Here is a 24,607-nt window from a genome sequence, read left to right as displayed (position 1 = left end):
CCCCCTTGAGGTGTCTGCTGGTCAGCGGGCGCCGCAGGAGCGCAGGTAGGAACGGGTCCGGCGGGCGATCGGCAGCGGCTGGTCCGGCGGGCACGGGTACATGTCCTGCTCGACGATGGCGAACAGGTCCACACCGAGCGCCTGCGCGGCGGCGAGTACGGGCTCCAGCGCGGGTACCCCCGAAGGCGGCTCGCACATCACCCCGCGCGCCACGGCCGGGCCGAACGGCACCTGCCCGGCGACGACTTCGGCGAGGATCCGCGGGTCCACCTGCTTGAGGTGCAGGTAGCCGATCCGCTCGCCGAACGTCTCGACGGCCCGGACGCTGTCCCCGCCGCAGTACGCGTAGTGCCCGGTGTCCAGGCAGAGCGAGACCAGTTCCGGGTCGGTGGCGTCGAGGAACCGGGCGACGTTCTCCGGGGTGTCGATGTGGGTGTCCGCGTGCGGGTGGACCACGATCCGCAGCCCGTACCGCTCGCGCACCTCTCTGCCCAGCCGCTCGGTCTGTGTGGTCAGTTCGCGCCAGCCCGATGCGGTGAGCGTCCGGTCCTCCAGCACCTCGCCGGTCTTGTCGTCGCGCCAGAACGAGGGGATGACCACGAGGTGGGCCGCGCCCATGGCCCGGGTGAGTTCCGCGATCCGCGACACGTGCTCCCAGGTCTGCTCCCACACGCCCGGCCCGTGATGGAGTCCGGTGAAGACGGTGCCCGCGGACACGCGCAGGCCGCGCTTGGCGGTCTCGTCGGTGAGGCGGCCCGGATCGGTGGGCAGGTAGCCGTACGGGCCGAGCTCGATCCACTCGTACCCGGCGTCCGCGACCTCGTCCAGGAAACGCTCCCACGGCGTCTGGCGGGGATCGTCGGGAAACCAGACACCCCACGAGTCCGGAGCCGAACCGACGCGGATACGGGTCAGCGCGGGTGGGGAGGACGGGGGAGTGGAAGGCGGGGGAGTCGGGGACGGCGAGGACGTCATGGCGGCCACCTTAGGGTGCGAGGCTCGAAAGGGGACGGGGAAGAGCTGTGGGAGAGGAAGTGGGAGCAGTGGCACCGGACAGCGGGGACGGGGACGCGTTCGACCCGGCGCGAACCACCGGGGGCGAGGACGCGTTCGACCCGGCGCGAACCACCGGGGACGGGGATCGCTTCGACCTGATCACGATGGGGCGCATCGGGGTGGATCTCTACCCGCTGAGAACCGGCGTACCGCTCGCCGAAGCGGAGACCTTCGGCAAGTTCCTCGGCGGCTCCCCGACGAACGTCGCGGTCGCGGCGGCCCGCCTCGGCCGGCGGGTGGCCGTGATCACCCGGACCGGAGCCGACCCCTTCGGCGCGTACCTGCGCGCGGAGCTGCGGACCTTCGGAGTCGACGACCGGTGGGTGCGCGAAGTGGCCGCCTACCCGACGCCCGTCACCTTCTGCGAGATCTTCCCGCCGGACGACTTCCCGCTGTACTTCTACCGCTTCCCGAAGGCACCCGACCTGGAGATCGCCGCCGATGAGATCGACGCCGACGCGGTGCGGGCCGCCAGGGTGTTCTGGATGACGGGTACGGGCCTGAGCGCGGAGCCCAGCCGCAGCGCCACCCTGGCGGCGCTCGAAGCCCGCTCGAAGTCCGCGACCACCGTCTTCGACCTCGACTGGCGGCCCATGCTGTGGAGCGAGGAGCCCGGGCCCTGGTACGAGCGGGCCCTCGCGCACGCGACGGTCGCCGTGGGCAACGCCGAGGAGTGCGCGATCGCCACGGGCGAGCGGGAGCCGTACGCGGCCGCCCGGGCCCTGCTGGCCGCCGGGGTGGAACTGGCCGTCGTCAAACGCGGCCCGGCCGGTGTCCTCGCCGTCCACCGCGACGGGACGGCCGTCGAGGTGGCGCCGGTGCCGGTCGAGGTCGTCAACGGCCTCGGCGCGGGCGACGCCTTCGGCGGCGCGCTGTGCCACGGCCTGCTCGCGGGCTGGGACACGGAACGGGTGCTGCGCTTCGCCAACGCGGCGGGTGCGATCGTCGCCTCCCGCCTGGCCTGCTCGACGGCGATGCCGTACGCCAAGGAGGTCGAGGAGGTGCTGGAACGGTGACGGTGAGCGCCTCCCACACGATGGCCTCCACGGCCCTGCGGGTGCTGGACCTCGCGCCCGGCGAGAGCCACGAGCACTCCTGCGGCGACCACGAGTGGATCGTCCTGCCGCTGGCGGGCGCCTGCGCCGTCACCTGCCGTGCCCCCGATCCACAGGTGATCGAACTCCGCGGCCGGGAGGACGTGTTCGCTTCGGTGACCGATTTCGCCTACCTCCCGCGCGACGGCCGTGCCTCGATCACCTCCCCGGGCGGGGGCCGCTTCGCGCTCGTCGGGGCGCGGTGCGAGCGGGTGCTTCCCGCCCGGTACGGGCCGGCGGGCCGGGTGCCGGTCGAGCTGCGCGGCGCCGGGCAGTGCTCCCGCCAGGTCAACAACTTCGCCGCCGCCGACGCCTTCGCATGCGACCGGCTCATCGCGGTCGAGGTGCTGACCCCCGGCGGCAACTGGTCCTCGTACCCGCCCCACAAGCACGACGAGCACCGCCCCGGCGAGGAGTCCAGGCTGGAGGAGATCTACTACTTCGAGATCGCGCCGCACGAGGGCACGCCCGGCTGCGGCTACCAGCGTGTCACCCCCTCCCCGGCCGGGAAGACCGACATCCTCACCGAGGTGAGGACCGGGGACGCCGTGCTCATCCCGGACGGCTGGCACGGGCCCTCCATCGCCACCCCCGGGCACGACATGTACTACCTCAACGTCATGGCCGGCCCCGAAGGCCCGCGGGAGTGGCTGATCCGCGACCACCCCGACCACGGCTGGATCCGGTCCACCTGGGCCGGCGCGGACATCGACCCCCGGCTGCCCTTCTACCGAGCGCAGGAGCCCCGCCCATGACCACGATCAGGCTCACCGTGGCGCAGGCCCTCGTACGCTTCCTCGCCCGCCAGTACACCGAGCGCGACGGCACCCGCCGGCGGCTGCTCGCCGCGACCTGGGGGATCTTCGGGCACGGCAACGTCGCCGGGATCGGGCAGGCACTGCTGGAGAGCGGCCCGCAGGAGATGCCCTTCCTCCAGGGGCGCAACGAACAGGCCATGGTGCACGCCGCCGTCGGGTACGCCCGGCAGTCGGGGCGGCTGTCCACGCACGCCGTGACGACCTCCATCGGGCCCGGCGCGACCAACCTCGTCACCGGGGCCGCCCTGGCGACCGTCAACCGGCTGCCGGTGCTGCTGCTGCCGGGGGACGCCTTCGCCACCCGGCCCGCCGATCCGGTGCTCCAGCAGCTGGAGGTGCCCCACGCCGGCGACGTCTCCGTCAACGACACCCTGCGGCCCGTGTCCCGCTTCTTCGACCGGGTCACCCGCCCGGAGGCGCTGATCCCCGCCGCGCTCCAGGCGGTGCGGGTGCTCACCGACCCCGTCCAGACCGGCGCCGTGACCCTGGCGCTCCCGCAGGACGTGCAGGCCGAGGCCTACGCGTGGCCCGAGGAGTTCTTCGCCGAGCGGGTGTGGCGGGTGCGCCGGCCCCGCCCGGACCGGGACGAACTGGCCGCCGCCGCCGAAGCGGTACGGGGCTCCGCGCGCCCCCTGCTCATCGCCGGGGGCGGCATCCGGCACAGCGCCGCCCAGGCCGCCCTCGCGGAGTTCGTCGCGGCCACCGGGATCCCGGTCGCGGCCACCCAGGCCGGGAAGGGCGCCCTGCCGTTCGACCACCCCGCCGAGGTGGGCGGCATCGGGCACACCGGCACGGCCACCGCCGACGCCCTCGCCCGCGACGCCGACCTCGTGATCGCGGCGGGTACCCGGCTGACCGACTTCACCACCGCCTCCGCGACCCTGTTCCAGAACCCGGCCGTCCGCTTCCTGGGGCTGAACCTCGACCCGTACGACGCCCACAAGCTCGCCGCCCGGCCGGTGGTCTGCGATGCGCGGGTGGGCCTGGAAGAACTCCGGGTCGCCGTCGCCGGGTACCGCGTGGACCCCTCGTACGAGGCGACGTACAAAGAGGGCAAGCGCGGCTGGGAACGACTGGTCGAGCAGGCCTACGCGAGTCCCGACGAGGACGCCGCCCCGACGCAGGCGCAGGTGCTCGGCCTGCTCGACGCCGTCGTCGACGCCTCCGACATCCTGATCAACGCGGCCGGCTCGCTCCCCGGGGACCTGCACAAGCTGTGGCGGCCCCGGTCCGCCGACCAGTACCACGTCGAGTACGGCTACTCCTGCATGGGCTACGAGATCCCCGCCGCCATCGGGACCGCGCTGGCCGCGCCCGGACGGCCCGTGTGGGCGCTGGTCGGCGACGGCACGTACCTGATGAACCCCACCGAGATCGTCACCGCCGTACAGGAGGGCGTCCCGCTCAAGGTCGTCATCCTCGACAACCACGGCTACGCCTCGATCGGAGGCCTGTCGGGAACGGTGGGCGGCGAGGGCTTCGGGACGGCGTACCGCTTCCGGGCGGCCGGCGGGGCCTACACCGGCGCACCGCTCCCGGTGGACCTCGCGGCGAACGCGGCCTCCCTCGGGATGGCCGTCATCCGCGCCGAGACCGTCCGTGACCTGCGAAAAGCCCTGGTGGAGGCACGGGCGTCGGACCGCCCCACATGTGTCTACACGCAGACCCGAACACCCGACACAGTGTCGGGCCCGCCCCCGGCACAGGCGTGGTGGGATGTTCCCGTGGCCGAGACCGCGACCCGTGCGGCGGCGGCCTCAGCCCGCGAAGAGTACGACCGGCAAGCCGCGCAGCGACGTCGCCATCTGTGAAGGAGCAAGGCACATGAAGACCGTCAACCACTGGATCGGTGGCAAGACCGTCGAGGGCGCGTCGGGCAACTACGGCCCGGTCACCGACCCCGCCACCGGCGAGGTCACCACGCAGGTCTCGCTCGCCTCCGCCGAGGAGGTCGACGCGGCCGTACAGGTCGCCACCGAGGCCTTCCAGAGCTGGGGCCAGTCCTCGCTCGCCGCCCGCACCAAGGTGTTGTTCGCCTACCGCGCCCTGCTGGACGCCAACCGCGACGCGATCGCCGAGCTGATCACCGCCGAGCACGGCAAGGTGCACTCGGACGCGCTGGGCGAGGTCGCGCGCGGCCTGGAGATCGTCGAGCTGGCCTGCGGGATCACCACGCAGCTCAAGGGCGAGCTGTCGACCTCGGTCTCCAACCGCGTCGACGTCTCCTCCATCCGCCAGCCGCTGGGCGTGGTCGCGGGCATCACCCCGTTCAACTTCCCGGCGATGGTGCCGATGTGGATGTTCCCGCTGGCCGTCGCCTGCGGCAACACCTTCATCCTCAAGCCCAGCGAGAAGGACCCGTCGGCCGCCAACAAGCTGGCCGAGCTGGCGACCGAGGCCGGTCTCCCGGCGGGCGTCCTGAACGTCGTCCACGGCGACAAGGTGGCCGTCGACGCGCTGCTCGCCCACCCGGGCATCGCGGCCGTCTCCTTCGTCGGCTCCACGCCGATCGCCCGCCACATCCACACCACCGCCTCCGCCAACGGCAAGCGCGTCCAGGCCCTGGGCGGCGCCAAGAACCACATGCTGGTGCTGCCGGACGCCGACCTGGACGCGGCCGCCGACGCGGCCGTCTCCGCCGCCTACGGCTCGGCCGGCGAGCGCTGCATGGCGATCTCCGCGGTCGTCGCGGTCGGTTCCATCGCCGACGAGCTGGTGGAGAAGATCCGCGAGCGCGCCGAGAAGATCAAGATCGGCCCCGGCAACGACCCGACCTCCGAGATGGGCCCGCTGATCACCGCCGCGCACCGCGACAAGGTGGCCTCGTACGTGAAGGGCGCCGCCGACCAGGGCGCCGACGTCGTCCTGGACGGTACGGGGTTCACGGTCGACGGCTTCGAGAAGGGCCACTGGATCGGCCTGTCCCTGCTGGACAACGTCAAGACCGACTCCGACGCCTACCGCGACGAGATCTTCGGGCCGGTGCTGTGCGTGCTGCGCGCCGAGACCTACGAGGAGGGCGTGGCGCTCATCAACGCCTCGCCGTTCGGCAACGGCACCGCGATCTTCACCCGCGACGGCGGCGCCGCCCGCCGCTTCCAGCTGGAGATCCAGGCCGGCATGGTCGGCGTCAACGTGCCGATCCCGGTGCCGGTGGGCTACCACTCCTTCGGCGGCTGGAAGGACTCCCTCTTCGGCGACCACCACATCTACGGCAACGACGGCATCCACTTCTACACCCGCGGCAAGGTCGTCACCACCCGCTGGCCGGACCCGTCGGAGGCGCCGGTGGGCATCGACCTCGGCTTCCCGCGCAACCACTGACGGCCGCATTTGCTGGCGGCCGAAACCGCCGGCGGCCGCATCCACTCACGGCCTGGCGGTGCCCCCTTCGTCCGACCGCTCGCCCTCCGCAACCCTCACGCGGGGGGCGAGCCCCGTTCCGGCCGCGGGCCGGCCCGGCGCAGGCGCACGGCGCGCAGGGCGAGGGCGGCCGCCGCGAGGAACAGGAGGGCGCCGACCGCGGGCCAGGGAACGGCGGTGAAGTCCGTACCGGCCCGGGCGCGCAGGTCGGGGTAGGCGGTCGCGGCCGCCTCGACCCGGACGTGCACCCGGTCCGACTGCGGTGCGTCCGGCCACACCTCGGTCAGCTCGATCCGCCGGCCCGGAAGCAGCGCCAGCTTGAGGTCGCGGGCCGGCCGGTCCAGCACCGTCCGCCCGAACAGCCCCTCGGCGGACACCGACACCCGCGGCTCGACCACCACGTTGCCCCGGTTGACCAGGCTGTACGAGACCTTCGCGGAGGCACTCCGCAGCCAGGGCAGCAGCGGCGCGTCCCGGATGACCCGCACGTCCTCCACGGACAGGCCCGCGGCAACCGGCCCCGCCACCCGAAAGTACAGGCGGGCGCCGACCGAACGCTTCACGCCGACCTGGACCTTGCCGTCCTGCCGGACCCCCTCCACCGCGGTGTTCAGCGCCACGATCCCGCCGACGTGGTCACCGGGGGCGGCGTCCTCGGGGACCTTCACCGTGAAGGGGACGTCCTTGCGGCCCTTGGGCGGGACGGTGACGGTGTGGGCCGTCTGGGGCGGCAGGGCGATCCAGGCGCCGACGTCCTTGGGCCTCGTCTCGACCGGCAGCAGCGCGAAGGCGCCGCCGACCGGCGTGTTCACGGCGTCGGCGGCGAAGACCTGGAAGGTCAGCTCCTGGTCGGAGGAGTTCAGGATGGTCACGCTGTCGCTGACGGTGGACCCGGCGGCGCCCTGGTGGAAGAAGTACGCCCGCTCCGTCGTCGCCGCCCCCGGCGGCGGCGTCGGGAAGACCCCCCAGGTGCCGTTGTCGGCGGCGATCGCGGCGGGCGCGCCGAGCAGGAGCGAGGCGAAGGGCAGCAGCAGGGCGAGGAGCAGGGCGCGGGGGGAGGGGGTGCGGGGGCGCATGTCGGGTCTCCAGCCTTGGGCGGGGCGCCGCGTACTCGGACGGGAAGCTCTCGGGCCGGAAGCTCCGGACGGGCCGGGGCTCCCGGGCGGGCCGGGCGTCTCGGCGGACCGGAAGGGTGGCGCGGCGCGCGGCCGCACCACCCCCACGGCGACGGATCAGGCGATCGAGAAGGTCACGACCGACTGGTAGGTGTCGGCGAACATGAACGGCGGCAGCTGGAGCATCGCCGCACCGCCCACCGCGAACTCGCCGCCCGTCAGCTCGTCACCGCCGGCCGCCTGCGAGGCGATCTTCATCGGGGTGTCCGTGATGGCCCCCGGCGCACCCGCGGTGCAGGTGCTCGGGCTGTCCGGGTTGGTCACGGTGCAGGACGGCTGGATGCCGATCTGCGCCGTGGCCATGGAGTGGCCCGTGGACGGGTTCAGGAACGGCGTACGGGTCGCCGTGACGTCCCAGCCGAGCGAACCGCCACGGAAGTCCTGCACGGTGGCGGCGTTGAACGCGCCGAACACCGTCTGCGCCTTGCCGTTGATGGTGACCGCGCCGAAACTGACGGCCGGCTGACCGTCCTTCGGGCCCAGCGCCAGCGGCCCGGGCAGCACCTCGACGTCGACGGGGTTCTTGACGCCCGCCTGGTCCTCGACGAACACGAACGACTTGTACGGGGTGACCGAGCCGTCGATCCTGATCGCGTCGGCCTTCTTCGTCACCGTCAGGCCGCAGGTGGCGGCGCCGGACGCGTCCGCCGTGCCGCTGCCGGTGTCACCGGTGGCCGCACCCGCGAGGAGCGCGGAGCAGGTGACGGGGCCGGCCGGGAAGTTGGCGCCCGTCACCGAGACGGCGGTGCCCGCCTTGCCGCTGTTGGGCGTGACCTTGGTCGTCACCGGGTCCTTGGGCAGCGCCTCGACCGCGATGGAGCCCACGGAGGCGCTGGGGCGCGGGTCCGGGGTGCAGGTGGTGGTGTAGACGGTGCCGCCGAGGTCGGCGTCCGTGACCACCTGGTCGATGGTGATCTGCAGCGTCGTGCCCTCGCTGCCCTCCGGGATGGTGATGGTCCCGCTGAACGCGGGCGGGTCGGACTTCTTGTTGGCCTCTTGGTGGCTGGGGACGGCGGGGCTGGTGACCGTCTGGGCGACCCCGCCGACGAGCAGCTTCGCCTTGATGGTGTTGACCGTGTCGATGGTGAACATCGGGATGACCGGGGTCTCGCCCGGGTCGATGGTGATGGGCACGCTCTGACCGGCCTTCGCCGTGTCCGGCACCGTGATCGTGTAGTCCTGGGTGCCGTTGGCGCCCGGCTGGGGAGCGGGGGCGACGCACTTCACCGGCACCGGGGTCGTCTTGGTCGCGGCCTGGGCCGTCCCCGTCATGGCGACGACACCGCCCGTCAGGGCCAGGGACAACGCGCCCGCCCCGGCCAGCACTCTTCGTCGGAACGTTGTACTCACTGGGTCGCGACTCCTTCGTCAGACGAACCCTCCCCCCACCCGCTGTGTGGGGGAGGACGAGCCGGTGCGGAGGCCGACATTGACGCGTCGCGGTGATGAGAAGTCAATGACTTGGCTTCCGGGGAAGCGCACAGACATTGATGTCCCATCAGGGCCGGTGAGTACGGGTCCTATTCGGCGGTGGGGGTGTGCAGGAGGAGGTTCGGGGTTCCGGCGGGGAGGCCGGTGATCCGGTCGGGGACGGCGCTGCGCAGCAGGGTCCTGGTGACCTCGGCGGGCGTCCTGGGGACCCCGTCCGCCAGGATCAGCGCGGTGACGCCGGCCGCGTGCGGGGCGGCCATGGAGGTGCCCGTGGCCCTGGCGAGGGCTGTGGTGGAGCCCTTCCAGGCCGAGGTGATGCCGACGCCGGGTGCGGAGAGGTCGACGCAGGCGCCGTACGCGGAGAAGGCGGCGCGGTGGTCGGCGGTGTCGGTGGCGGCGACGGTGACGGCGTCCGGGACGCGGGCGGGGGAGCCGGTGCAGGCGTCCCTGCCGGAGTTGCCGGCGGCCACGGTGAAGGTGATCCCGGCGGCGACGGCCCGGGTGACGGCGGCGTCGAGGGCGCGGCTGCGGGTGCCGCCCATGCTCATGTTGGCGACGGCGGGCGCTGCGGCGGTCGGGGTGAGCGGCGGGGTGGTGGCTGAGGGGGTGGTCGGGGTGAGCGGTGCGGTGGTGGCTGAGGGGGCGGTCGGGGAGGGGGCGGTGGCGGTGCCGTTGCCCGCCGCCGTCTTCGCGGGCTTCGCCGTCTTCGCCACCTTCGCGGCCTTGAGGGCGTCCTTCACCATCCAGTCGATGCCGTTCACGAGGGACGACAGCCGCCCGCTGCCCCGGCAGTTCGCCACCTTCACGGAGACGAGTGAGACCCCCTTCGCCACCCCGTACGTGGCCCCGCCGATCGTTCCCGCCACGTGGGTCCCGTGGCCGTTGCAGTCGTCGGCGCCCTCCAGCCACACCGCGTTGACGCCGGCTCGGGCGCGGCCGCCGAACTCCTGGTGGAGCGTGTTGATCCCGGTGTCGACGACGTACACCGTGACGCCCTCGCCCTTCGTGGCGTACGTGTACGAACCGTCGAGCGGGAGGTCGCGCTGGTCGATCCGGTCCAGGGCCCAGGGGGCGGACTGCTGGGTGTCGCTGATCCGGAACTCCGTGTCCGGCTCGACGTACGCCACCAGCGGGTCGGCGGCGAGCTCGGAAGCGCGGGCGGGGGTGGTGCGGACGGCGAAGCCGCTCAGGGCGGTGTCGTAGACGGCCACGACCTGGTCGCCGGACTCGGCCGCCGCCGCGGCCATGGCGCGGGCCGCGGCGGCCGGCGCGCGCGTGGCGCCGTCCTTGAGGACCACGACGTAGGGGGCGGTGGGGGCCTCGGGGGCCGGAGCGGTGGACAGGGCGGCGGTCGTCAGCAGGGCGGCGGCCGGGAACAGCGCGGTGAATGCGGTCATGCCGCGATGTTCGGCCGGGTGGGGGGCGGCCGCGCGGGGGGTGCGCCGAGTGGCCCCCGACACGCCGCCGCGGGGGTTACGGGGCGTCGGAGAGGGGCCATCCGCGCATGGCGAAGACGCCCTCGCCGCGCGCGCCGGCGGAGGCGTACGTGGCCAAGGCGGCTTCGTTGTCGGTGTCGACCCCCACCCACATGCCGTAACAGCCGCGCGCCCGGGCCTCGTCGGCGAGGGCCAGGGCGAGCTTCCGGCCGATACCGCGGCGCCGGTAGCCCTCGTCCACCGAGAGCTCGTACAGGCACATCTCGGTGCCCTTGTCGGGGTGGGTCATCTCGACGCCGGAGACCATGCCGGCCGGAACGCCGTCGACGTACGCGATCAGCATCAGATGCCCGGGCGCCCCCAGGAACCGCACGGCCCACTCCTCCCGCACGGGCCCGTCGAACAGCCCCTCAGCGGCAACCAACTCGTCAACCACCCGCGCCCGCCGGATATCCATGCGGGCGATGATAGGCGCCGGCCACGCCCGTCGGCGTCCCTTCCGAGACGGCCCTGCACAGGCCCGGGCGGTACCCAGGCCGGGGCGGTACCTGTGCCCGGGCGGGAGTCTCTCCGCCTTGCGGTGCACCGCGCGGGAGGCGGGCTAAGGGTTGGCCAGGGCGACGGCGGCGGCGTAGCCGGGTGGGGCCGTCAGGTCGCGCAGGCTCCAGCCCGTCACCTGGGCCGGGGTGGGGCCCGAGCCGACGTACGGTTCGGCCACGCCGAGGGCGAGGCCTGCGCCCGTGGCCTTGAGGACGGCCTCCTTGCGGGCCCACAGCCGGCCCAGCGCCACCGGGCGGTCCGCCTCGGCAAGCGAGGTGAGTTCCGCCGTCTCCGTCGGGTGCAGCGTGCTCAGCACGTCCGTCACGACCGCCGGGCCCGGAGTGCCCTCCACGTCCACGCCGACGGGTATCGCGGCGAACGCAAGGTAGGCCACCCCCGCCGTGTGTGACAGCGAGAAGTGCAGCCCGCCGCCCGCCACCGCCGGGCGCCCGTGCGGACCGCCGCAGCAGGGGCACTCCTCGCGGATCAGCGAGACGTCCGCCGGAGCCTGCCCCAGGTAACCGCCGAGCAGCACCCTCAGCCCCAGGTGGGATGCCAGGTAGGCGTGCCGGTCGGTGTGCCGCACCAGCCGCCCGGCGCGTTCCCGCTCCGCCGCGTCGAGTACCGCCGCTGCCTCTTCCACCGCGTGCCCGGCCACCACACCGCGGCCCGTGTCCAAGGCCCACACGATCACGGCCCCGCCCTCGGGCGGCGGGCCGACGCGCGGTAGGTCACCGCCGAGTTGGTTCACGTACACCGTCACCTGACGAGGGTAGACGAGGCCGCCGCCAGACCATCAGGGTCTACCGCTGGGCGGACGCCCGCACCGCCGGGGGCGTCGTCCCCTGCGGTATGAGGCCGCCCGGGGACGGCGTGCCGTCGGTCCAGGCGTAGACCCGCTTGCCGCGTACCGCGACCTGGTACTGGTAGTGGTCCCGGCACTCGGGCCGCGCATCGCCCCGGGTGTCGCCCGGCCACCACCGGGCGTTCAGCTGCGGACCCCGGACCTTGTGGGGCGTCCCCGCCGTGCACTGCGGGCCGTCCAGCGGGGTCGCGCCGAGCGTGAACCGGATCAGCCGGGCTTCGCCGTCGGTGCGCACCCGTACCCGTATGTCGGTGGCGTCCTTCGGTACCCAGCTCGGCAGGGCGAACGCCCGGTCACCACGCGTGGGCGCGTCGGCGGTGGTCGCGAAGTGCTTCCCCTTCTCCTTGAACAGGCTCTCGCCCAAGGATTCGGAGACCGGGTTGGGCGGCAGGTGGGGCAGGGCGAGGGCGGCGGTGGTCAGGACTCCCGCTGTGGCGGCGACGAGGACGAGCGGACGGCGGTTCATATCGGCAAGTGTTCGCCCGGGGGACCCCATCGCGCGTCCCTCCGCAGAACGAACCGGAAATCTGCCGGAAGTCTGACAGGGCTCATACCTGAGAGCGGTGTCCGTCTCCCGGGCGCCGCCCACCCCTACGCGAGGCGCTCACCTCCTCGCCCTCCCCGGTGCCTGCGCGATACCCGCGCCGAACGAACGGTCCCGGTCACAGCCCGAAGCCGACAGCACCCCGACTTCCCCGGCGCCGGACGACCTCCCGCCCCACCGAGTGACCCGCAGTCATACCTGAGGCGTACACGGCCGGCCACGCCCCCTGATGCCGACCCCATACCCGCGGGTGAGTGCCGCGTTAGAACAGCCGTAGCCGTAGCCGTAGCCGTAGCCGTAGCCGTAGCCGTAGCCGGCCCGTACCGCCCCCGACCGCCATCCCCCGAAGGACCGCCTTGCGCCTCTTCACCCCCCTCCTCGTGTCCGCGGCCGCCGGTCTCCTCGCCTTCGCGCCCCCCGCCGACAAGCCGCAGGTCCTGAGCGACTGGACCCAGACCGGCGCCGCGAGCTACGACGCCTGGGCCGACGGGCGCGCGCACCGGCGCGACTGGGCCGCGTACGACTTCGACTGGACGACGGACTACTGCACCACCTCCCCCGACGACCCGTTCGGCTTCCCGTTCCGGATGGCCTGCGCCCGCCACGACTTCGGCTACCGCAACTACGGTGCGGCAGGCCGCTTCCGCGAGAACAAGCCGCGGCTGGACGACGCCTTCCACGCCGACATGAAGCGTGTGTGCGGCCACTACGCGGGGGCGCGCAAGGCCTCCTGCCTCAGCACCGCCTGGACCTACTACCAGGCCGTCAAGACCTTCGGCGTCGGCCCGGGCACGGCCGTCGCCCGGGACCCCGTCAACCCCGCCCCTTGAGCCGTCCCGGACGCGCCAGTGTGCTGTGTCCCCCGCGGACCGGCGGACACAGCACACATCACCGCACTACTGATCTGCCTCTGTACTTCTGTTGCGACTTCTGTTGCGCCATGGCCCGGAGGGTCAGGGGCGCTTCATGCCCTTCGGCGCGGCCTTGGGGCTCGCGGCGCCCTTGGGGCCGGCGGCGGGCTTCACGGCCGTCGCGAACTTCTTGTTCCGCAGCGCCACCGGCGTCGGGGTCGTCTGCTGGACCCAGGCCTCGTCCCAGACGAACGTGTTGCCCTGGATGTCGCCGTGCGTCTGCCACACGGTCCCGTTCACCGTCACCGCCTTGACGTAGGCGTCGTTGCCCCGCGCCTCGATGGCGATGCCGCAGACACCGGCCGGGTAGTTCGGGTTCGCCGGGTCGCCCGCGGTGGCCGTGGTGTTGGTGAGGTCCTGCCAGACGATCGTCCCGCCCAGGGAGGTCGCCTTGCCGACGTACGTCTTGCCGCCCGTGAGCACCGCCTGGAAGTCCTCGGTCGTCGAAGGCGCGTAGGCGTCGATGTCGGAACACGGGCCGGTGGCGCCCGTCGGACCGGCCGGCCCGGCCACTCCCTGGGGGCCGGCCGGTCCGGCCGCTCCCGCGGGTCCCGCCGGTCCACCAGGCCCTGCCACTCCCTGCGGGCCGGCCGGTCCGGCCGCTCCCGCGGGTCCCGCCGGTCCCGCCGGGCCGGGGGCACCCGTGGCCCCTGTCGGACCCGTGTCACCCGTCGTTCCTGCCGGCCCCGTGTCACCCGTGGGTCCCGTCGGGCCGGTCTCGCCCGTCGGACCCGTGTCACCCGTCGGTCCCGTGTCACCCGTCGGTCCGGGGGGACCCTCGGGGCCGGTCGGCCCCGTCGGCCCGGTCGGGCCTTCACACCTATCGTCGTGAGCCATCTGCTTGGCCGTCTGCCCGGCCGCCGTCTGCCCGGGCACCATCTTCTCGGAGCCCGGCTGGCCGAGCCGCGCCTGCTGCTTCTGCTCCTGCGGCGGGCCGTCCTCGTGGTGGTGCGGCGGCCGCCCCTGGCAGTGGTCGTCGTCGGCGGCCATCGCACCCGGCAGCCGGATGGCGGCTGCGGTCGTGGCGTGCGGCGCCATGGCGATCGCGGGACTCGCGATTCCCGTCAGCAGCAGGGCGAGCGACGCGACGACGCCGCCTTTCAGCCAGGTGCCGCGTTGGGGAAGCGGTCCAAGACAGGACCGGTTCGTGGGCCCAGGACTCATTCGTGTGCTCCTTGTCGAGCCGGATCAGGTGGTGTGGGGGAGGCGGGTTCACGCTCCCCCTGCCGTCTTCGGAGTCCTGATGCAGTGACTTGAGGCTTTTGTCGGCCGATTAACGGATTGGCCTACAAGCCCACCTCCAACGGCCGCAGGTCCCTGGCTGACCCGCCCGTGCGCCTCGGCGTGCCGCCCACAGTCGTCTTGAAGCGGTGCCTAAGGTCGCAAGTCGCCAGGTCGCCCGGCCCGAACCGCACGAAATGGTGATGCCGTGAAGAAGCCGTCCATCTGCCTCTGCATGATCGTCAAGAACGAGTCGAAGGTCATCGAACGGTGCCTCGCCTCCGTCCGCGACATGGTCGACACCTGGGTCATCTCCGACACCGGCTCGACCGACGGAACCCAGCAGCTCATCCGCACGGCGCTCCACGGCATCCCCGGCGAACTCCACGAGGAGCCCTTCCGCGATTTCGGCCACAACCGGAGCCTGAACATCGCCCACGCCCGCGGCCGCGCGGACTACCTGCTCCTGCTCGACGCCGACCTGGTCATCCGGCGCGAAGGCCCGCTCCCCCCGCTGACGGCCGACTCCTACATGCTCCGCCACGAGGGCCCGACCGAGTACCGCATCAAGCGCCTGGTCCGCGGCGACCTCCCCTGGCGCTACGAGGGCGTCACCCACGAGTACCTGACCGCCGACCAGGGCCACTCACAGGAGAACCTGGACGCCCTCGTCATCGAGGACTACGGCGACGGCGGCTCCAAGCACGACAAGTTCGAGCGCGACGAGCGGCTGCTGAGCGCCGAGATGCAGCGCGACCCCAGCAACGCGCGAACCGTCTTCTACCTGGCGCAGACCCTGCGCGACATGCGCCGCACGGACGAGGCGATCGCCCTGTACGAGCGGCGCGCACGCATGGGCGGCTGGGCCGAAGAGGTGTACTTCGCGCTCCTCCAGTCCGGGATCCTGCGCGCCGAATCCGACGACTGGCCGTCCGCCATGGACGCCCTCTCGCGCGCCTGGGAGGCACGCCCCCAGCGCCTCGAAGCCTGCTACGAACTGGTCAGCCGGCTGCGCCGGATGGGCCGGTACCACGCGGCGCACGCCTTCGTCCGGATCGCGCTCGACAAGCCGCGCCCGGACGACCTGCTCTTCATCCAGCCGTGGGTGTACCGCTGGGGGCTGCTGTTCGAGTACTCGATCACGGCGTACTGGGTGGGCGACTATGCCGCCTCGCTCGAAGCCTGCGACCGCCTGCTGGAGCTGCCCGACCTCCCCGGGGCCCATCGCGAGCAGACCCTCGCCAACCGCGAATTCGCCGTCCGCAAACTCGCCCCCCTCCCGGAGCCGGCCCCGGCGACGCCGTGATCCCCGGCGCCCGACCGGTCCGGCCGAGGACCGCCCGACCGCTCCGGCCGAGGACCGCCCGACCGCTCCGGCCGAGGACCGCCGGGCCGTGGCTGCCGCGGTCGTACGGACCGTGGCTTTCGTGGCCGTAGTGGCTGTAAATGACACACGTCGGGTACGGATCGGCGTGCCGCGTCCGGCGCGCGGGGCCGGCGGGCGGGCGGACCCCGGCGCATACCGCCGGGCGTGTCCCCGCCCGCACACAAGCCCTCCGCGGCGGGAGGGCTTCGACTGTGTGGAAAGAGTGCCCCCGGCAGGACTCGAACCTGCGGCCAAGTGCTTAGAAGGCACCTGCTCTATCCACTGAGCTACGGGGGCCGGAAGGTGGCCGTGGTGGCCTGGAGCCCCTGGGTGGGGGTGGGACTGTGGTCCGTGCCGGGTCAAGGATAGGGCTCCGGTCGCCTTGTCCCGGTTGCTTCACCCGCGTGCCACGATGTGGAGGTTCGGTGAAGCGGTCCGATAATCGCAGGCAGGTGCGATTCTCGCATCGCTTTTGCGCCGCGCCGCCCCTGGGTGTTGTGCACTCGTTATGCCTGCGTCCCACTCGTCCGCCGTGTCCATGATGTCCCGCTGGAGTCGCGGTCGGCGCGCAGAGGGCGTATAAGCTTCAAAAATGGCCTTAAATTGGGCATTCTTCGCATGTGGTGACCTTGGATGTTCGGCCTCAGCTGCTCGATGCCCTGTCCGCCCTGCGCGACCGGGTCGCGTCCGTGCGTCTGCCGCTGCCCCTGCCCGGCGCCCCGCGCGCCCGCCAGACGAGAGCCGAGCTGCTCGCGCAGCTCGACGACTACCTCGTACCCCGGCTCAAGGCGCCCGAGGCGCCGCTGCTCGCCGTCGTCGGCGGGTCCACCGGGGCCGGTAAGTCCACCCTCGTCAACTCCCTCGTAGGCCGCCAGGTGAGTGAAGCCGGTGTCCTGCGCCCCACGACGCGCATCCCCGTGCTCGTCTGCCACCCCGACGACCACCACTGGTTCGCCGGTATGCGGGTCCTGCCCGACCTGACCCGCGTATGGGCTCCGCAGGACGAGGAGGACGTACGCCCCGCACCCAGAAGGACGAATCCGCGCGGACATCACCACGCCACCCGCGAACTGCGCATCGAGACCGTCTCCACCCTGCCCCGCGGCCTCGCCCTCCTCGACGCCCCCGACATCGACTCCCTCGTCGTCGAGAACCGGACGCTGGCCGCCGAACTCATCTGCGCCGCCGACGTCTGGGTCATGGTCACCACCGCCTCCCGGTACGCCGACGCCGTCCCCTGGCACCTCCTGCGTACCGCCAAGCAGTACAAGGCCACGCTCGTCACCGTTCTCGACCGGGTCCCGCACCAGGTGCTCGCCGACGTCTCACGGCAGTACGGGGCGCTGCTCACCCGGGCGGGGCTGGGCGACGTACCGCGGTTCACGGTCCCGGAGCTGCCCGAGTCGGCCGGCGGGGGCGGCCTGCTGCCGGCCAGCGCCGTCGCGCCGCTGTTCGAGTGGCTCAGCCACCACGCCACGGACCCGGCCGCCCGCCAGTACGCCGTCGGGCGCACCGCGCTCGGCGCGCTCGACTCCCTCGGCCGCCGCATGCCGGAACTCGCCTCCGCCGTCGCCGCCCAGCACGCCGCCGCCGTACGGCTGACCGCCGCGGTCGAGGACGCGTACAAGCGCGAGGGCCGGCGGGTGCGCAACCGGCTCGACCGAGGGGCCGTACTCGCCGGTGACGCCCTGACCCGCTGGCGCGGCTACCCCCTCGACACGAGCGCCGACGAACTGCTCGACTCGCTGGCCGAGTCCCTCGCCGCGCTGCTCCAGTGCGCGGTCGCCGCGGCGGACGAGCGGATCGCCGACGCCTGGAGGCGCGAGCCCGCCGCCGCGGCCCTGCCCCTGCCCACCCCCGACCGCGAAGCGGCGGAACGTATCGGCATGGCCGTACGCCGCTGGCGGCGCGTGCTGGAGGAACTGGCCGAGGACGAGGTCGCACAACTCGACCGGCAGCCCGCCCCCGACCCCGATGCCGTCGCCGCCCTCCTCGTCTCCGCCCTCCTCGGCGGCAAGCGGGCCCGGCCGGCCGGGGAGAAGCTCGCCGAACGGATCGGCGCACAGGCCGCCCTGCGGCTGCGCGACCGGGGCGGGGAACTCGTCGGCGACCACCTCGACCAGGTCCTGCGCGCCGAACGCGACCGCCGGCTCGCCCCGCTGGAGGCCCTCGAAGTGACCCCCGAACCACAGGCCGAGCTGATCGCCGCGTTGTCCGTACTGCAGAAGGAGAGGTGACACCGTGGGCGCCTTGACCGACCGCAGCGAGGAACGCTGGGACGACGGGTTCATCGCACGCTCGCGCCCCAAGCCCACCGGCGAGGGCCCGGACGGCGACGACAGCGACGACGCCCTCGTCCGGGCCGTCTCCGGAGCCGGCAACGACGGCGGCAAGGCGCCCGCGCCCCCGCCCAGCCCCGAGGCGCAGGCCCTGCGGACCCGCCTGGACGCGCTGCGCCAGCTCGTCGGGCTGTCGCGCACCCGCATCCTCGACGGCAAGAGCCTCGCCGAGGCGGGCCGCGTGCTCGACGAGGCGGCGGCGCGGCGCGGACTGTCCACCCAGCACACGGTCGTCGCGATCGCCGGAGCCACCGGAAGCGGCAAGTCCACGCTCTTCAACGCCCTGGCCGGAGTGCAGATCTCCGAGACGGGACTGCGCCGCCCCACCACCGCCGCACCGATCGCCTGCAGCTGGTCGGACGGAGCGGCCGGGCTGCTCGACCGGCTGGAGATCCCCGGCCGGCTGCGGCGCCGGCCCCGGGAGACCCCGGAGGCCGAGGCGCTGCGCGGGATGGTCCTCGTCGACCTGCCGGACCTGGACTCGGCGGTCGTCGCACACCGCGAGCACGTCGACCGGGTGCTGGCGCTGGTCGACGCGGTGGTGTGGGTGGTGGACCCGGAGAAGTACGCCGACGCGGTGCTGCACGAGCGGTACCTGCGGCCGCTGGCCGGGCACGCGGAGGTGACGTTCGTCGTGCTGAACCAGGTGGACCGGCTGCCCGCGGACGCCGTCGACCTGGTCCTGGACGACCTGCGCAGGCTGCTCGACGAGGACGGCATGGCGCTCGGCGAGCACGGCGAGCCCGGCGCCACCGTCCTCGGCCTGTCCGCGCTGACCGGGGAAGGGGTCGGGGAACTGCGCGAGCTCCTTGGACAGTTCACCCAGGAGAAGGGCGCCGCAACCCGGCGGATCTCCGCCGATGTCGACCGGGCCGCGGCGCACCTGCACCCGCTGTACGTGGCCGACGGGCACTCCGGTCCCGAGATCGGGGAGGCGGCGCGCGCCGCCTTCGAGGACCGGCTCGCGGAGGCGGTCGGGGCGTACGCCGCCGGGCTCGCCGCCGAGCGGGCCTGGCGGCGTAACGCCGGGAAGGCGTGCGGGACGCCGTGGCTGCGGCTGTGGCGCTGGTACGAGAGCAGGCGCGCCCCGCGCTCCCTGTCGGGGCTGGCCGCCCTCGCGGCGATCGGGCGCTCCCCGGGGGCCGGGCCCTCGCCGGCCGAGGAGGAGGTCACGGCCCGGCAGCGGGTGGAGCAGGCGGTACGGACCGTCGCGGACGAGGCGGCCGTCGGGCTGCCCGATCCGTGGGCGCAGGCGGTACGGGAGACGGCGGTGCGCGGGGCCGAACGGCTGCCGGAGGCGCTGGACGAGATCGCGGTGACCCTCGGTGCGGCCGTCGCCGTACCCGGGGCGAAGCCGCCGCGGCCCAAGTGGTGGCCGGCGGCGGTACTGGCGCAGGCGGCCATGACGCTGCTCCAGATCTTCGGCGGAACGTGGCTGACCGGGCAGATCATCGGGGTCCTGGAACCGCGCCTGATGCCGCCGGTCCTGCTGATGGTGGCGGGCATCGTCGGCGGGCCGCTGGTCGAATGGGCCTGCTCGATGGCGGCGCGGGGCCCGGCGCGGCGGTACGGGCAGGACGCGGAACGGCGGCTGCGGCAGGCGGCGGCCGGCTGCGGGCGGGCGCGGGTGCTGGAGCCGGTCGCGGCGGAGCTGTTGCGGTACCGGGAGGTGCGCGAGCAGTACGCGACGGTGGCGAGGTTGTCCACAACCCGCCAGTAATCCACAGGTCCCGGCGGGATCGGGGGCGCCGGGCCAGCATGGTCGTACCCCGTGCGGACGGTCCGGACGGGGGCGAGGTGCGGGGGAGGGGGAGCCGGGATGAACGACACCCTGGTGACGCTGGTGGGCCATGTGGCGACGCAGATCGACTTCAAGGAGACGCCGGCGGGTCCGTCGGCGAGGTTCCGGTTCGCGGTCACGCCGCGGTATTTCGACCGGCGCAAGGAGGCGTGGGCCGACGGGTCCACCAGCTTCTACACGGTGTGGGCGCGACGGACGCTCGCGCTGAACCTGGCCAGTTCCGTTTCGGTCGGGGAGCCGCTCGTGGTGCACGGGCGGCTGCGGGTCCGGGAGGACCCGCCCGACGGGGACGGCGTGCGGTGGTTCTCCGCGGACATCGATGCCGTCGCCATCGGACACGACCTCAACCGCGGGACGGCGGCCTTCCGCCGGGTCGTGAGGACGGACGTGTCTCTGATGGACGATCAGAAGGCGGCGGTGGTCTGAATGTTCGAGGGGGCTAAGATCACCCGGTACTCACGGGCACCTGGGCCTTCGGCCCGAAGGGGAAGACTGTGTCGATCGCTGTTCCCGCATCCTCCGTTCCTGCTCCAGCCGTTGTTCCTGCTCCCGCCGTTGTTCCTGCTCCTGATCCTCTCGCCGGCCCTCCGCGGATTCCTCCCGCCCCACCGGCGGCGGGTGTTGCGGCGCGGTCCGCCGGTGTTCCGGTTCCGTCGGCCGGTGTTCCGGTTCCGGCCGACGGGCGTGCTTCCGTACGGGCCTGCGCGCGGCGGCCGCTGGCGGTGGCCCTGCTGGCCGCGGCCCTCACCGCCGCGCCGGGAGCGGCCGCAGCGGCGGATTCCGGTTCGGCGTCGGAGCGGACCCCGGGGGGCGCGAGCGCCGTGCTGGACGGGCTGAAGACGTTCGGGCAGGCGGTCCTGCGCGGCGGGGACGGATCGGTCCGGCAGATCCCGGCCGGGCTGTACGAGATGCGCGTCGACGGCGGCGGGATGCTCCAGACGTACGGGGTCGGGGTGGCGGGCTTCGCGCAGCCCGAGGCCCGGTACACCGAGAGCGGGTGGGGCGGGACCCCGCTCGCCGCCAACCAGGAGGCGAGCCGCATCCGCTGGGTGCTGGAGCACTCCTACCCGCAGCTCAACGACCTGGCCGGACTCGCGAAGGCGGCCGGGGCCGGCTCCCTCACGGTGGAGAGCGCGGCGGCCGGGACCCAGGTGGCGATCTGGCGGCTGGCCGACGGTGCGCAGGTCGAGGCGGCGGACCCGGCGGCGGCGAAACTGGCCGACTACCTCCAGCGGGAGGCGGGCCGGCTGCCGGAGCCGCCGGCGTCGCTGGGACTGGACCCCGCAGAGGTGTCCGGCTCGGTATCGGGGCCGACGGGCGCCCGGCTGGGGCCGGTCACGGTGCGGACGGCTGCGCAGAGCGTGACGGTCACCCCGGACGCGGCGGCCGTGGCGATGGGCGTGCGGGTGGTGGACGCCGAGGGGCGGCCGCTGACCACCGCGACCAACGGGACCCGGCTCTACTTCGAGGTACCGCCGGGCACACCGGACGGACATGCCTCGGTCACCGTCCAGGGCTCCACCCGAGTCCCGGTCGGGCGGGTCTTCGCCAACGGGATCCCGGGGCAGGCGCAGATCGTGGCCGGCTCCAGCGCCGCCGCTACGGCCGCCACCGCGACCGCGCTGTGGCCCTCGCCCGGGGCGACCCCGATGGGCGGGGCGGCGGCGGTGCCGCTGTCCGCACCGCAGGACACCGCCGACGGGGAGCACCTGGCCACCAGCGGCAGCTCGGCGGCGACCCCCGTGATCGCGGCCCTGGCGGTCGGCCTGGTGGTCCTGGGCGGCATGGTGGTGCTGCTCCTGCGCAAGCGCCCCCTGGAGGGCGAGGAGGACGCGCGGGAGGAGGCCCAGCCCTAGCCCCTGGCCCGACCGCGGCCTGGCCCGCGTCCTGCCGCGCGGCGGGGCGGCCCCGACGACGCGGGCGGAGGTCTACTACGGCCTGGGCGGGGTCTCGGGTGAGGGCCGGGTGGGACCTCGGGCGCAGGGGGATTCGGATCAGGGTTGCCGGGTAGGCGGTGGCAATGGGTGATCAGAGGCTGACCTGGCAAGGTGCGTTCGCGCGGTGGGACCGGCGGCTGTTCGACGCGGTGGCGCAGCGGCACTGGCCGGGGGCCGACCAGGTGCTGCCGCGCCTCGGGCGGGCCGCCAACCACGGGGTGCTGTGGGGCGGGGCCGCCGCCGCGATCGGCGTGTTCGGCTCGACCCGCTCCAGGAAGGCCGCGCTGCGCGGCGCGGCCTCGCTCGCGCTGGCCTCGGCGACCATCAACACCGTCGGCAAGTGGTCGGTGCGCCGCGCCCGCCCGCTGCTGGACGGGGTGCCCACCGTGCGCCGCCTGAGCACCCAGCCGTGGACCACCTCGTTCCCGTCGGGCCACTCCGCCTCCGCCTTCGCCTTCACCACCGGGGTCGCGACGCAGGCCCCGGGGTGGGGCCTGGCCCTCGCACCCGTGGCCGCCTCGGTGGCGTTCTCCCGCGTGTACACGGGGGTGCACTATCCGTCCGACGTGGTGGCGGGTGCCGCACTCGGCGTGGCCGCCGGACTCGTCGTGCGCCGGATCGCGCGGGGCGTGGAGGAGGCGCGGACCGTACCGGGTGATGAGCGCAGGGCGGTCGGCGCTCCCGCGCTGCCCGACGGGGCGGGGCTGACCGTCGTGGTGAACACCGACTCCGGGACGGCCGCCCGCGCCGGGCTGGACTCCGTACTGGACCGGCTGCCCAAGGCGGAGCTCGTCGAATGCTCGGGCCCCGACCTGCCCGCGGAACTGGCCGCGGCGGCCTCCCGCTCCAAGGTGCTCGGCATCTGCGGCGGAGACGGCACCATCAACGCCGCCGCCACGGCCGCCCTGCGCGCCGGGGTCCCCCTCGCGGTGTTCCCCGGCGGCACCCTCAACCACTTCGCCCTCGACCTCGGTCTCGCCGGGGCCGAGGACACCTGCCGTGCCCTGGCCGACGGCCACGCGGTCCGGGTCGCCGTCGGCCGCTTCACCCCCGGCCCCCGCCCCGCCCGGCGGGACTCCGACTCCGGGCAAGGGTCCGGCGAGGGGCGGCACGCGGAGTCCGGCTACTTCCTGAACACCTTCAGCATCGGCGCCTACCCCGAACTGCTGCGGCACCGGCTGCGCTGGGCGCCCCGGATCGGCGGCGGGCCCGCCGCGCTGCTGGCGGCCTGGCGGGTGCTGCGGGCCGAGCACCCCGTGGCGCTACGGCTCGCCGGCCGCCCCCGCAAGGTCTGGCTGCTCTTCGCGGGCAACGGCACCTACCACGGCACCGGCCCCACGCCCCGGCGCCGCGACAGCCTCGGCGAGGGGCTGCTCGACGTACGCATGGTCTACGGCGGCGGCCGCCCCGGCCCCCGCCTCCTCGCCGCCGCCTTCGCCGGGCCCCTCACCCGTTCCCCCGTCCACACCGCGACCAAGCTGCGCAGCCTGCGCGTCGCCGACATCCCCGAGGGCACGCCCCTGGCCTACGACGGGGAGTACGCCCACGCCCCCTCGGCACTCGTCCTCGACGCGCTGCCCCACGCCCTCACCGTCTACCGCCCCCACTGAGGCCCGCCCCGCGACCCCCTACGCTCGCCCCGTGACCACTACCTACGTGATCGACGGGGCGCGCGTCCACTCCCTCCAGGACTTCTGGACGGCGCTCGGCGAAGCCGTCAACGGCCCCGGCGGCTACTTCGGCCGGGGCCTCGACAGCCTGACCGACTGCCTCCGCGGTGGCTTCGGCACGCCCGACGACGGCTCGTACGTCTTCGAGTGGCGCGACCACGCCGCCTCCCGGCGGGCCCTCGGCCACCCCGAGACCGCCCGCTATCTGGAGGGCATCCTCGCCCGCTGCCACCACACCAACCGCGGACGCGTCGCCGAGGAGCTCGCCCAGGCCCGGGCCGGGCGTGGCCCCACCCTCTTCGACATCCTGACGGGGATCTTCGCGGATCAGGCGCCCGACCTCCTCCGCCTCCTCTGACGTGCGCACCGGACGCCCTCAAACACGCTGCACGCGCAGGGCCGGCTCACGCCGGTGGTGGGGCCACTCCCAGGTCGGCCCGCATGGCGCCGCGCATGACCGTCCACTGTTCGTTGGCCCGCAGCAGGGCGGCCCGCAGCTCCTCGAAGGAGCCGTCCGGTGCCGCATCGCCTTCCTCCAGGCGCAGGACCCCGTCATAGATCTGCGCGAGCGTCCGCGACATGGAATCCAGCTCCGCCAGTACCGCGTCGGAGGCGGTCATCTGCGCCTCGGCGAAGCCCGCGTGCATCGCATGACGGGCTTCCTCCAGGGCCGCCCGCGCCTCCGCGGTGACTTCCGCCCGGTGGACCAGCCACAGGTACTTCATGAGCTCGATGCGGTAGCGGCGGTACCCGGAGTTCGAGGTCACGTAGCACTGGCGTCGTTTGTCCAGCTCGGCGGCCTGCTGCTGGCGGGCCCACTGGGCGTCCGCCGCCCGTTCCTGGCGTTCGAAGCGCTGCGATTCGGCACGCGCGACGAGCCGCTGGGACAGGACGGGCGCTATGAGGGTGCCCGCCACCGCGATCGTCGTACCGGCGAGTGCCAGTAAGGCGTTGTCCACCCGTCCTCCCCCGCCCCAGCTCAGGGGGCTCTGACCTACCCATTCGCCCGTGGGTATGGACGTCAGGCAAGATGGGGTGTA

General features: G+C 73.8%; 21 protein-coding genes and 1 tRNA gene. 12 read left to right on the top strand and 10 right to left on the bottom strand.

From position 1 onward, the window contains the following. Positions 1–21 precede the first annotated feature (21 nt). On the bottom strand, positions 22–975 hold the full coding sequence (locus ACIA6C_RS03805; protein WP_399272690.1) for a sugar phosphate isomerase/epimerase family protein: 954 nt from the start codon (positions 973–975) through the stop codon (positions 22–24). Positions 976–1,160: 185 nt separating this feature from the next. On the opposite strand from ACIA6C_RS03805, the gene iolC reads away from it, so the two are divergent. Genes iolC through ACIA6C_RS03785 form a run of 4 tightly spaced genes read left to right on the top strand, consistent with a single transcriptional unit; the run spans position 1,161 to position 6,292 of the window. Then, positions 1,161–2,072, top strand: a complete 912-nt coding sequence (gene iolC, locus ACIA6C_RS03800) for a 5-dehydro-2-deoxygluconokinase (RefSeq protein ID WP_399274461.1) — start codon at positions 1,161–1,163, stop codon at positions 2,070–2,072. Between the two features lie 20 nt (positions 2,073–2,092). Next, positions 2,093–2,905 carry a 5-deoxy-glucuronate isomerase gene (iolB, locus tag ACIA6C_RS03795; RefSeq protein ID WP_399274459.1) on the top strand — a complete coding sequence of 271 codons (813 nt, stop codon included), beginning with the start codon at positions 2,093–2,095 and terminating at the stop codon, positions 2,903–2,905. Then, positions 2,902–4,779, top strand: a complete 1,878-nt coding sequence (iolD, locus tag ACIA6C_RS03790; protein WP_399272688.1) for a 3D-(3,5/4)-trihydroxycyclohexane-1,2-dione acylhydrolase (decyclizing) — start codon at positions 2,902–2,904, stop codon at positions 4,777–4,779. Before iolB ends, iolD begins: the two co-directional genes overlap by 4 nt. 13 nt (positions 4,780–4,792) lie before the next feature. Continuing rightward, a complete protein-coding gene (locus ACIA6C_RS03785) occupies positions 4,793–6,292 on the top strand; it encodes a CoA-acylating methylmalonate-semialdehyde dehydrogenase (RefSeq protein ID WP_399272686.1) in 1,500 nt (499 codons plus the stop codon). 95 nt (positions 6,293–6,387) lie between these two features. Here the strand turns inward: ACIA6C_RS03785 and ACIA6C_RS03780 are convergent, their stop codons facing one another. The 6 genes from ACIA6C_RS03780 to ACIA6C_RS03755 all read right to left on the bottom strand — a co-directional run bounded on the left by ACIA6C_RS03780 (position 6,388) and on the right by ACIA6C_RS03755 (position 12,244). Next, the gene (locus ACIA6C_RS03780; protein WP_399272684.1) at positions 6,388–7,407 is read right to left on the bottom strand and encodes a WxL protein peptidoglycan domain-containing protein; all 1,020 of its coding nucleotides are present in this window, start codon (positions 7,405–7,407) and stop codon (positions 6,388–6,390) included. Between the two features lie 156 nt (positions 7,408–7,563). Beyond that, positions 7,564–8,856, bottom strand: coding sequence for a hypothetical protein (locus ACIA6C_RS03775; RefSeq protein ID WP_399272682.1), 1,293 nt, complete (start codon positions 8,854–8,856; stop codon positions 7,564–7,566). A 170-nt stretch (positions 8,857–9,026) separates the two neighbouring features. Beyond that, positions 9,027–10,334, bottom strand: a complete 1,308-nt coding sequence (locus ACIA6C_RS03770; RefSeq protein ID WP_399272680.1) for a S8 family peptidase — start codon at positions 10,332–10,334, stop codon at positions 9,027–9,029. 76 nt (positions 10,335–10,410) lie between these two features. Beyond that, positions 10,411–10,830 carry a GNAT family N-acetyltransferase gene (locus ACIA6C_RS03765; protein ID WP_399272678.1) on the bottom strand — a complete coding sequence of 140 codons (420 nt, stop codon included), beginning with the start codon at positions 10,828–10,830 and terminating at the stop codon, positions 10,411–10,413. A 144-nt stretch (positions 10,831–10,974) separates the two neighbouring features. Further along, a complete protein-coding gene (locus tag ACIA6C_RS03760) occupies positions 10,975–11,676 on the bottom strand; it encodes a 4'-phosphopantetheinyl transferase family protein (protein WP_399272676.1) in 702 nt (233 codons plus the stop codon). Between the two features lie 40 nt (positions 11,677–11,716). Then, complete coding sequence (locus ACIA6C_RS03755) at positions 11,717–12,244, bottom strand: hypothetical protein (protein ID WP_361136807.1); 528 nt, start codon at positions 12,242–12,244, stop codon at positions 11,717–11,719. Between the two features lie 416 nt (positions 12,245–12,660). Between ACIA6C_RS03755 and ACIA6C_RS03750 the strand changes: the two genes are divergently transcribed. Next, positions 12,661–13,152, top strand: coding sequence for a phospholipase (locus ACIA6C_RS03750; protein ID WP_399274457.1), 492 nt, complete (start codon positions 12,661–12,663; stop codon positions 13,150–13,152). A gap of 123 nt (positions 13,153–13,275) precedes the next feature. On the opposite strand, the gene ACIA6C_RS03745 is transcribed toward ACIA6C_RS03750, so the two are convergent. Then, a complete protein-coding gene (locus ACIA6C_RS03745; RefSeq protein ID WP_399272674.1) occupies positions 13,276–13,746 on the bottom strand; it encodes a hypothetical protein in 471 nt (156 codons plus the stop codon). 916 nt (positions 13,747–14,662) lie between these two features. Between ACIA6C_RS03745 and ACIA6C_RS03740 the strand changes: the two genes are divergently transcribed. After that, positions 14,663–15,760 carry a glycosyltransferase gene (locus tag ACIA6C_RS03740; protein ID WP_399272672.1) on the top strand — a complete coding sequence of 366 codons (1,098 nt, stop codon included), beginning with the start codon at positions 14,663–14,665 and terminating at the stop codon, positions 15,758–15,760. 284 nt (positions 15,761–16,044) lie between these two features. On the opposite strand, the gene ACIA6C_RS03735 is transcribed toward ACIA6C_RS03740, so the two are convergent. Further along, positions 16,045–16,117: transfer RNA gene (locus ACIA6C_RS03735), tRNA-Arg, on the bottom strand. 332 nt (positions 16,118–16,449) lie between these two features. Here ACIA6C_RS03735 and ACIA6C_RS03730 point away from each other — a divergent pair. From ACIA6C_RS03730 to ACIA6C_RS03705, 6 genes are all read left to right on the top strand, one after another. Further along, positions 16,450–18,057 carry a dynamin family protein gene (locus ACIA6C_RS03730; protein ID WP_399272670.1) on the top strand — a complete coding sequence of 536 codons (1,608 nt, stop codon included), beginning with the start codon at positions 16,450–16,452 and terminating at the stop codon, positions 18,055–18,057. A gap of 4 nt (positions 18,058–18,061) precedes the next feature. Further along, positions 18,062–19,879, top strand: a complete 1,818-nt coding sequence (locus ACIA6C_RS03725; RefSeq protein WP_399272668.1) for a GTPase — start codon at positions 18,062–18,064, stop codon at positions 19,877–19,879. Positions 19,880–19,978: 99 nt separating this feature from the next. Continuing rightward, positions 19,979–20,386 (top strand): single-stranded DNA-binding protein, encoded by a 408-nt coding sequence (locus tag ACIA6C_RS03720; protein WP_399272666.1) that lies wholly within the window; start codon positions 19,979–19,981, stop codon positions 20,384–20,386. Positions 20,387–20,682: 296 nt separating this feature from the next. Then, positions 20,683–21,816 (top strand): TQXA domain-containing protein, encoded by a 1,134-nt coding sequence (locus ACIA6C_RS03715; RefSeq protein WP_399272664.1) that lies wholly within the window; start codon positions 20,683–20,685, stop codon positions 21,814–21,816. A 164-nt stretch (positions 21,817–21,980) separates the two neighbouring features. Next, positions 21,981–23,507 carry a bifunctional phosphatase PAP2/diacylglycerol kinase family protein gene (locus ACIA6C_RS03710; protein ID WP_399272662.1) on the top strand — a complete coding sequence of 509 codons (1,527 nt, stop codon included), beginning with the start codon at positions 21,981–21,983 and terminating at the stop codon, positions 23,505–23,507. Between the two features lie 31 nt (positions 23,508–23,538). Next, the gene (locus ACIA6C_RS03705; protein WP_399272660.1) at positions 23,539–23,925 is read left to right on the top strand and encodes a barstar family protein; all 387 of its coding nucleotides are present in this window, start codon (positions 23,539–23,541) and stop codon (positions 23,923–23,925) included. 46 nt (positions 23,926–23,971) lie between these two features. Here the strand turns inward: ACIA6C_RS03705 and ACIA6C_RS03700 are convergent, their stop codons facing one another. Then, complete coding sequence (locus ACIA6C_RS03700) at positions 23,972–24,526, bottom strand: hypothetical protein (RefSeq protein WP_399272658.1); 555 nt, start codon at positions 24,524–24,526, stop codon at positions 23,972–23,974. Between the last annotated feature and the right edge of the window lie 81 nt (positions 24,527–24,607).

Origin of the sequence: Streptomyces sp. NPDC051578 (assembly GCF_044454045.1) — a bacterium.
Taxonomy (GTDB): Bacteria; Actinomycetota; Actinomycetes; order Streptomycetales; family Streptomycetaceae; genus Streptomyces.
Note: the sequence above shows the minus strand (reverse complement) of the source record. Positions and strands in the feature narration are given on the sequence as shown.

What these genes read in the sequence shown, in the direction of transcription:
- ACIA6C_RS03805 (WP_399272690.1), bottom strand. Translation starts at nt 975, where the DNA reads ATGACGTCCTCGCCGTCCCCGACTCCCCCGCCTTCCACTCCCCCGTCC.
- iolC (WP_399274461.1), top strand. Translation starts at nt 1,161, where the DNA reads ATGGGGCGCATCGGGGTGGATCTCTACCCGCTGAGAACCGGCGTACCG.
- iolB (WP_399274459.1), top strand. Translation starts at nt 2,093, where the DNA reads ATGGCCTCCACGGCCCTGCGGGTGCTGGACCTCGCGCCCGGCGAGAGC.
- iolD (WP_399272688.1), top strand. Translation starts at nt 2,902, where the DNA reads ATGACCACGATCAGGCTCACCGTGGCGCAGGCCCTCGTACGCTTCCTC.
- ACIA6C_RS03785 (WP_399272686.1), top strand. Translation starts at nt 4,793, where the DNA reads ATGAAGACCGTCAACCACTGGATCGGTGGCAAGACCGTCGAGGGCGCG.
- ACIA6C_RS03780 (WP_399272684.1), bottom strand. Translation starts at nt 7,407, where the DNA reads ATGCGCCCCCGCACCCCCTCCCCCCGCGCCCTGCTCCTCGCCCTGCTG.
- ACIA6C_RS03770 (WP_399272680.1), bottom strand. Translation starts at nt 10,334, where the DNA reads ATGACCGCATTCACCGCGCTGTTCCCGGCCGCCGCCCTGCTGACGACC.
- ACIA6C_RS03765 (WP_399272678.1), bottom strand. Translation starts at nt 10,830, where the DNA reads ATGGATATCCGGCGGGCGCGGGTGGTTGACGAGTTGGTTGCCGCTGAG.
- ACIA6C_RS03755 (WP_361136807.1), bottom strand. Translation starts at nt 12,244, where the DNA reads ATGAACCGCCGTCCGCTCGTCCTCGTCGCCGCCACAGCGGGAGTCCTG.
- ACIA6C_RS03720 (WP_399272666.1), top strand. Translation starts at nt 19,979, where the DNA reads ATGAACGACACCCTGGTGACGCTGGTGGGCCATGTGGCGACGCAGATC.
- ACIA6C_RS03710 (WP_399272662.1), top strand. Translation starts at nt 21,981, where the DNA reads ATGGGTGATCAGAGGCTGACCTGGCAAGGTGCGTTCGCGCGGTGGGAC.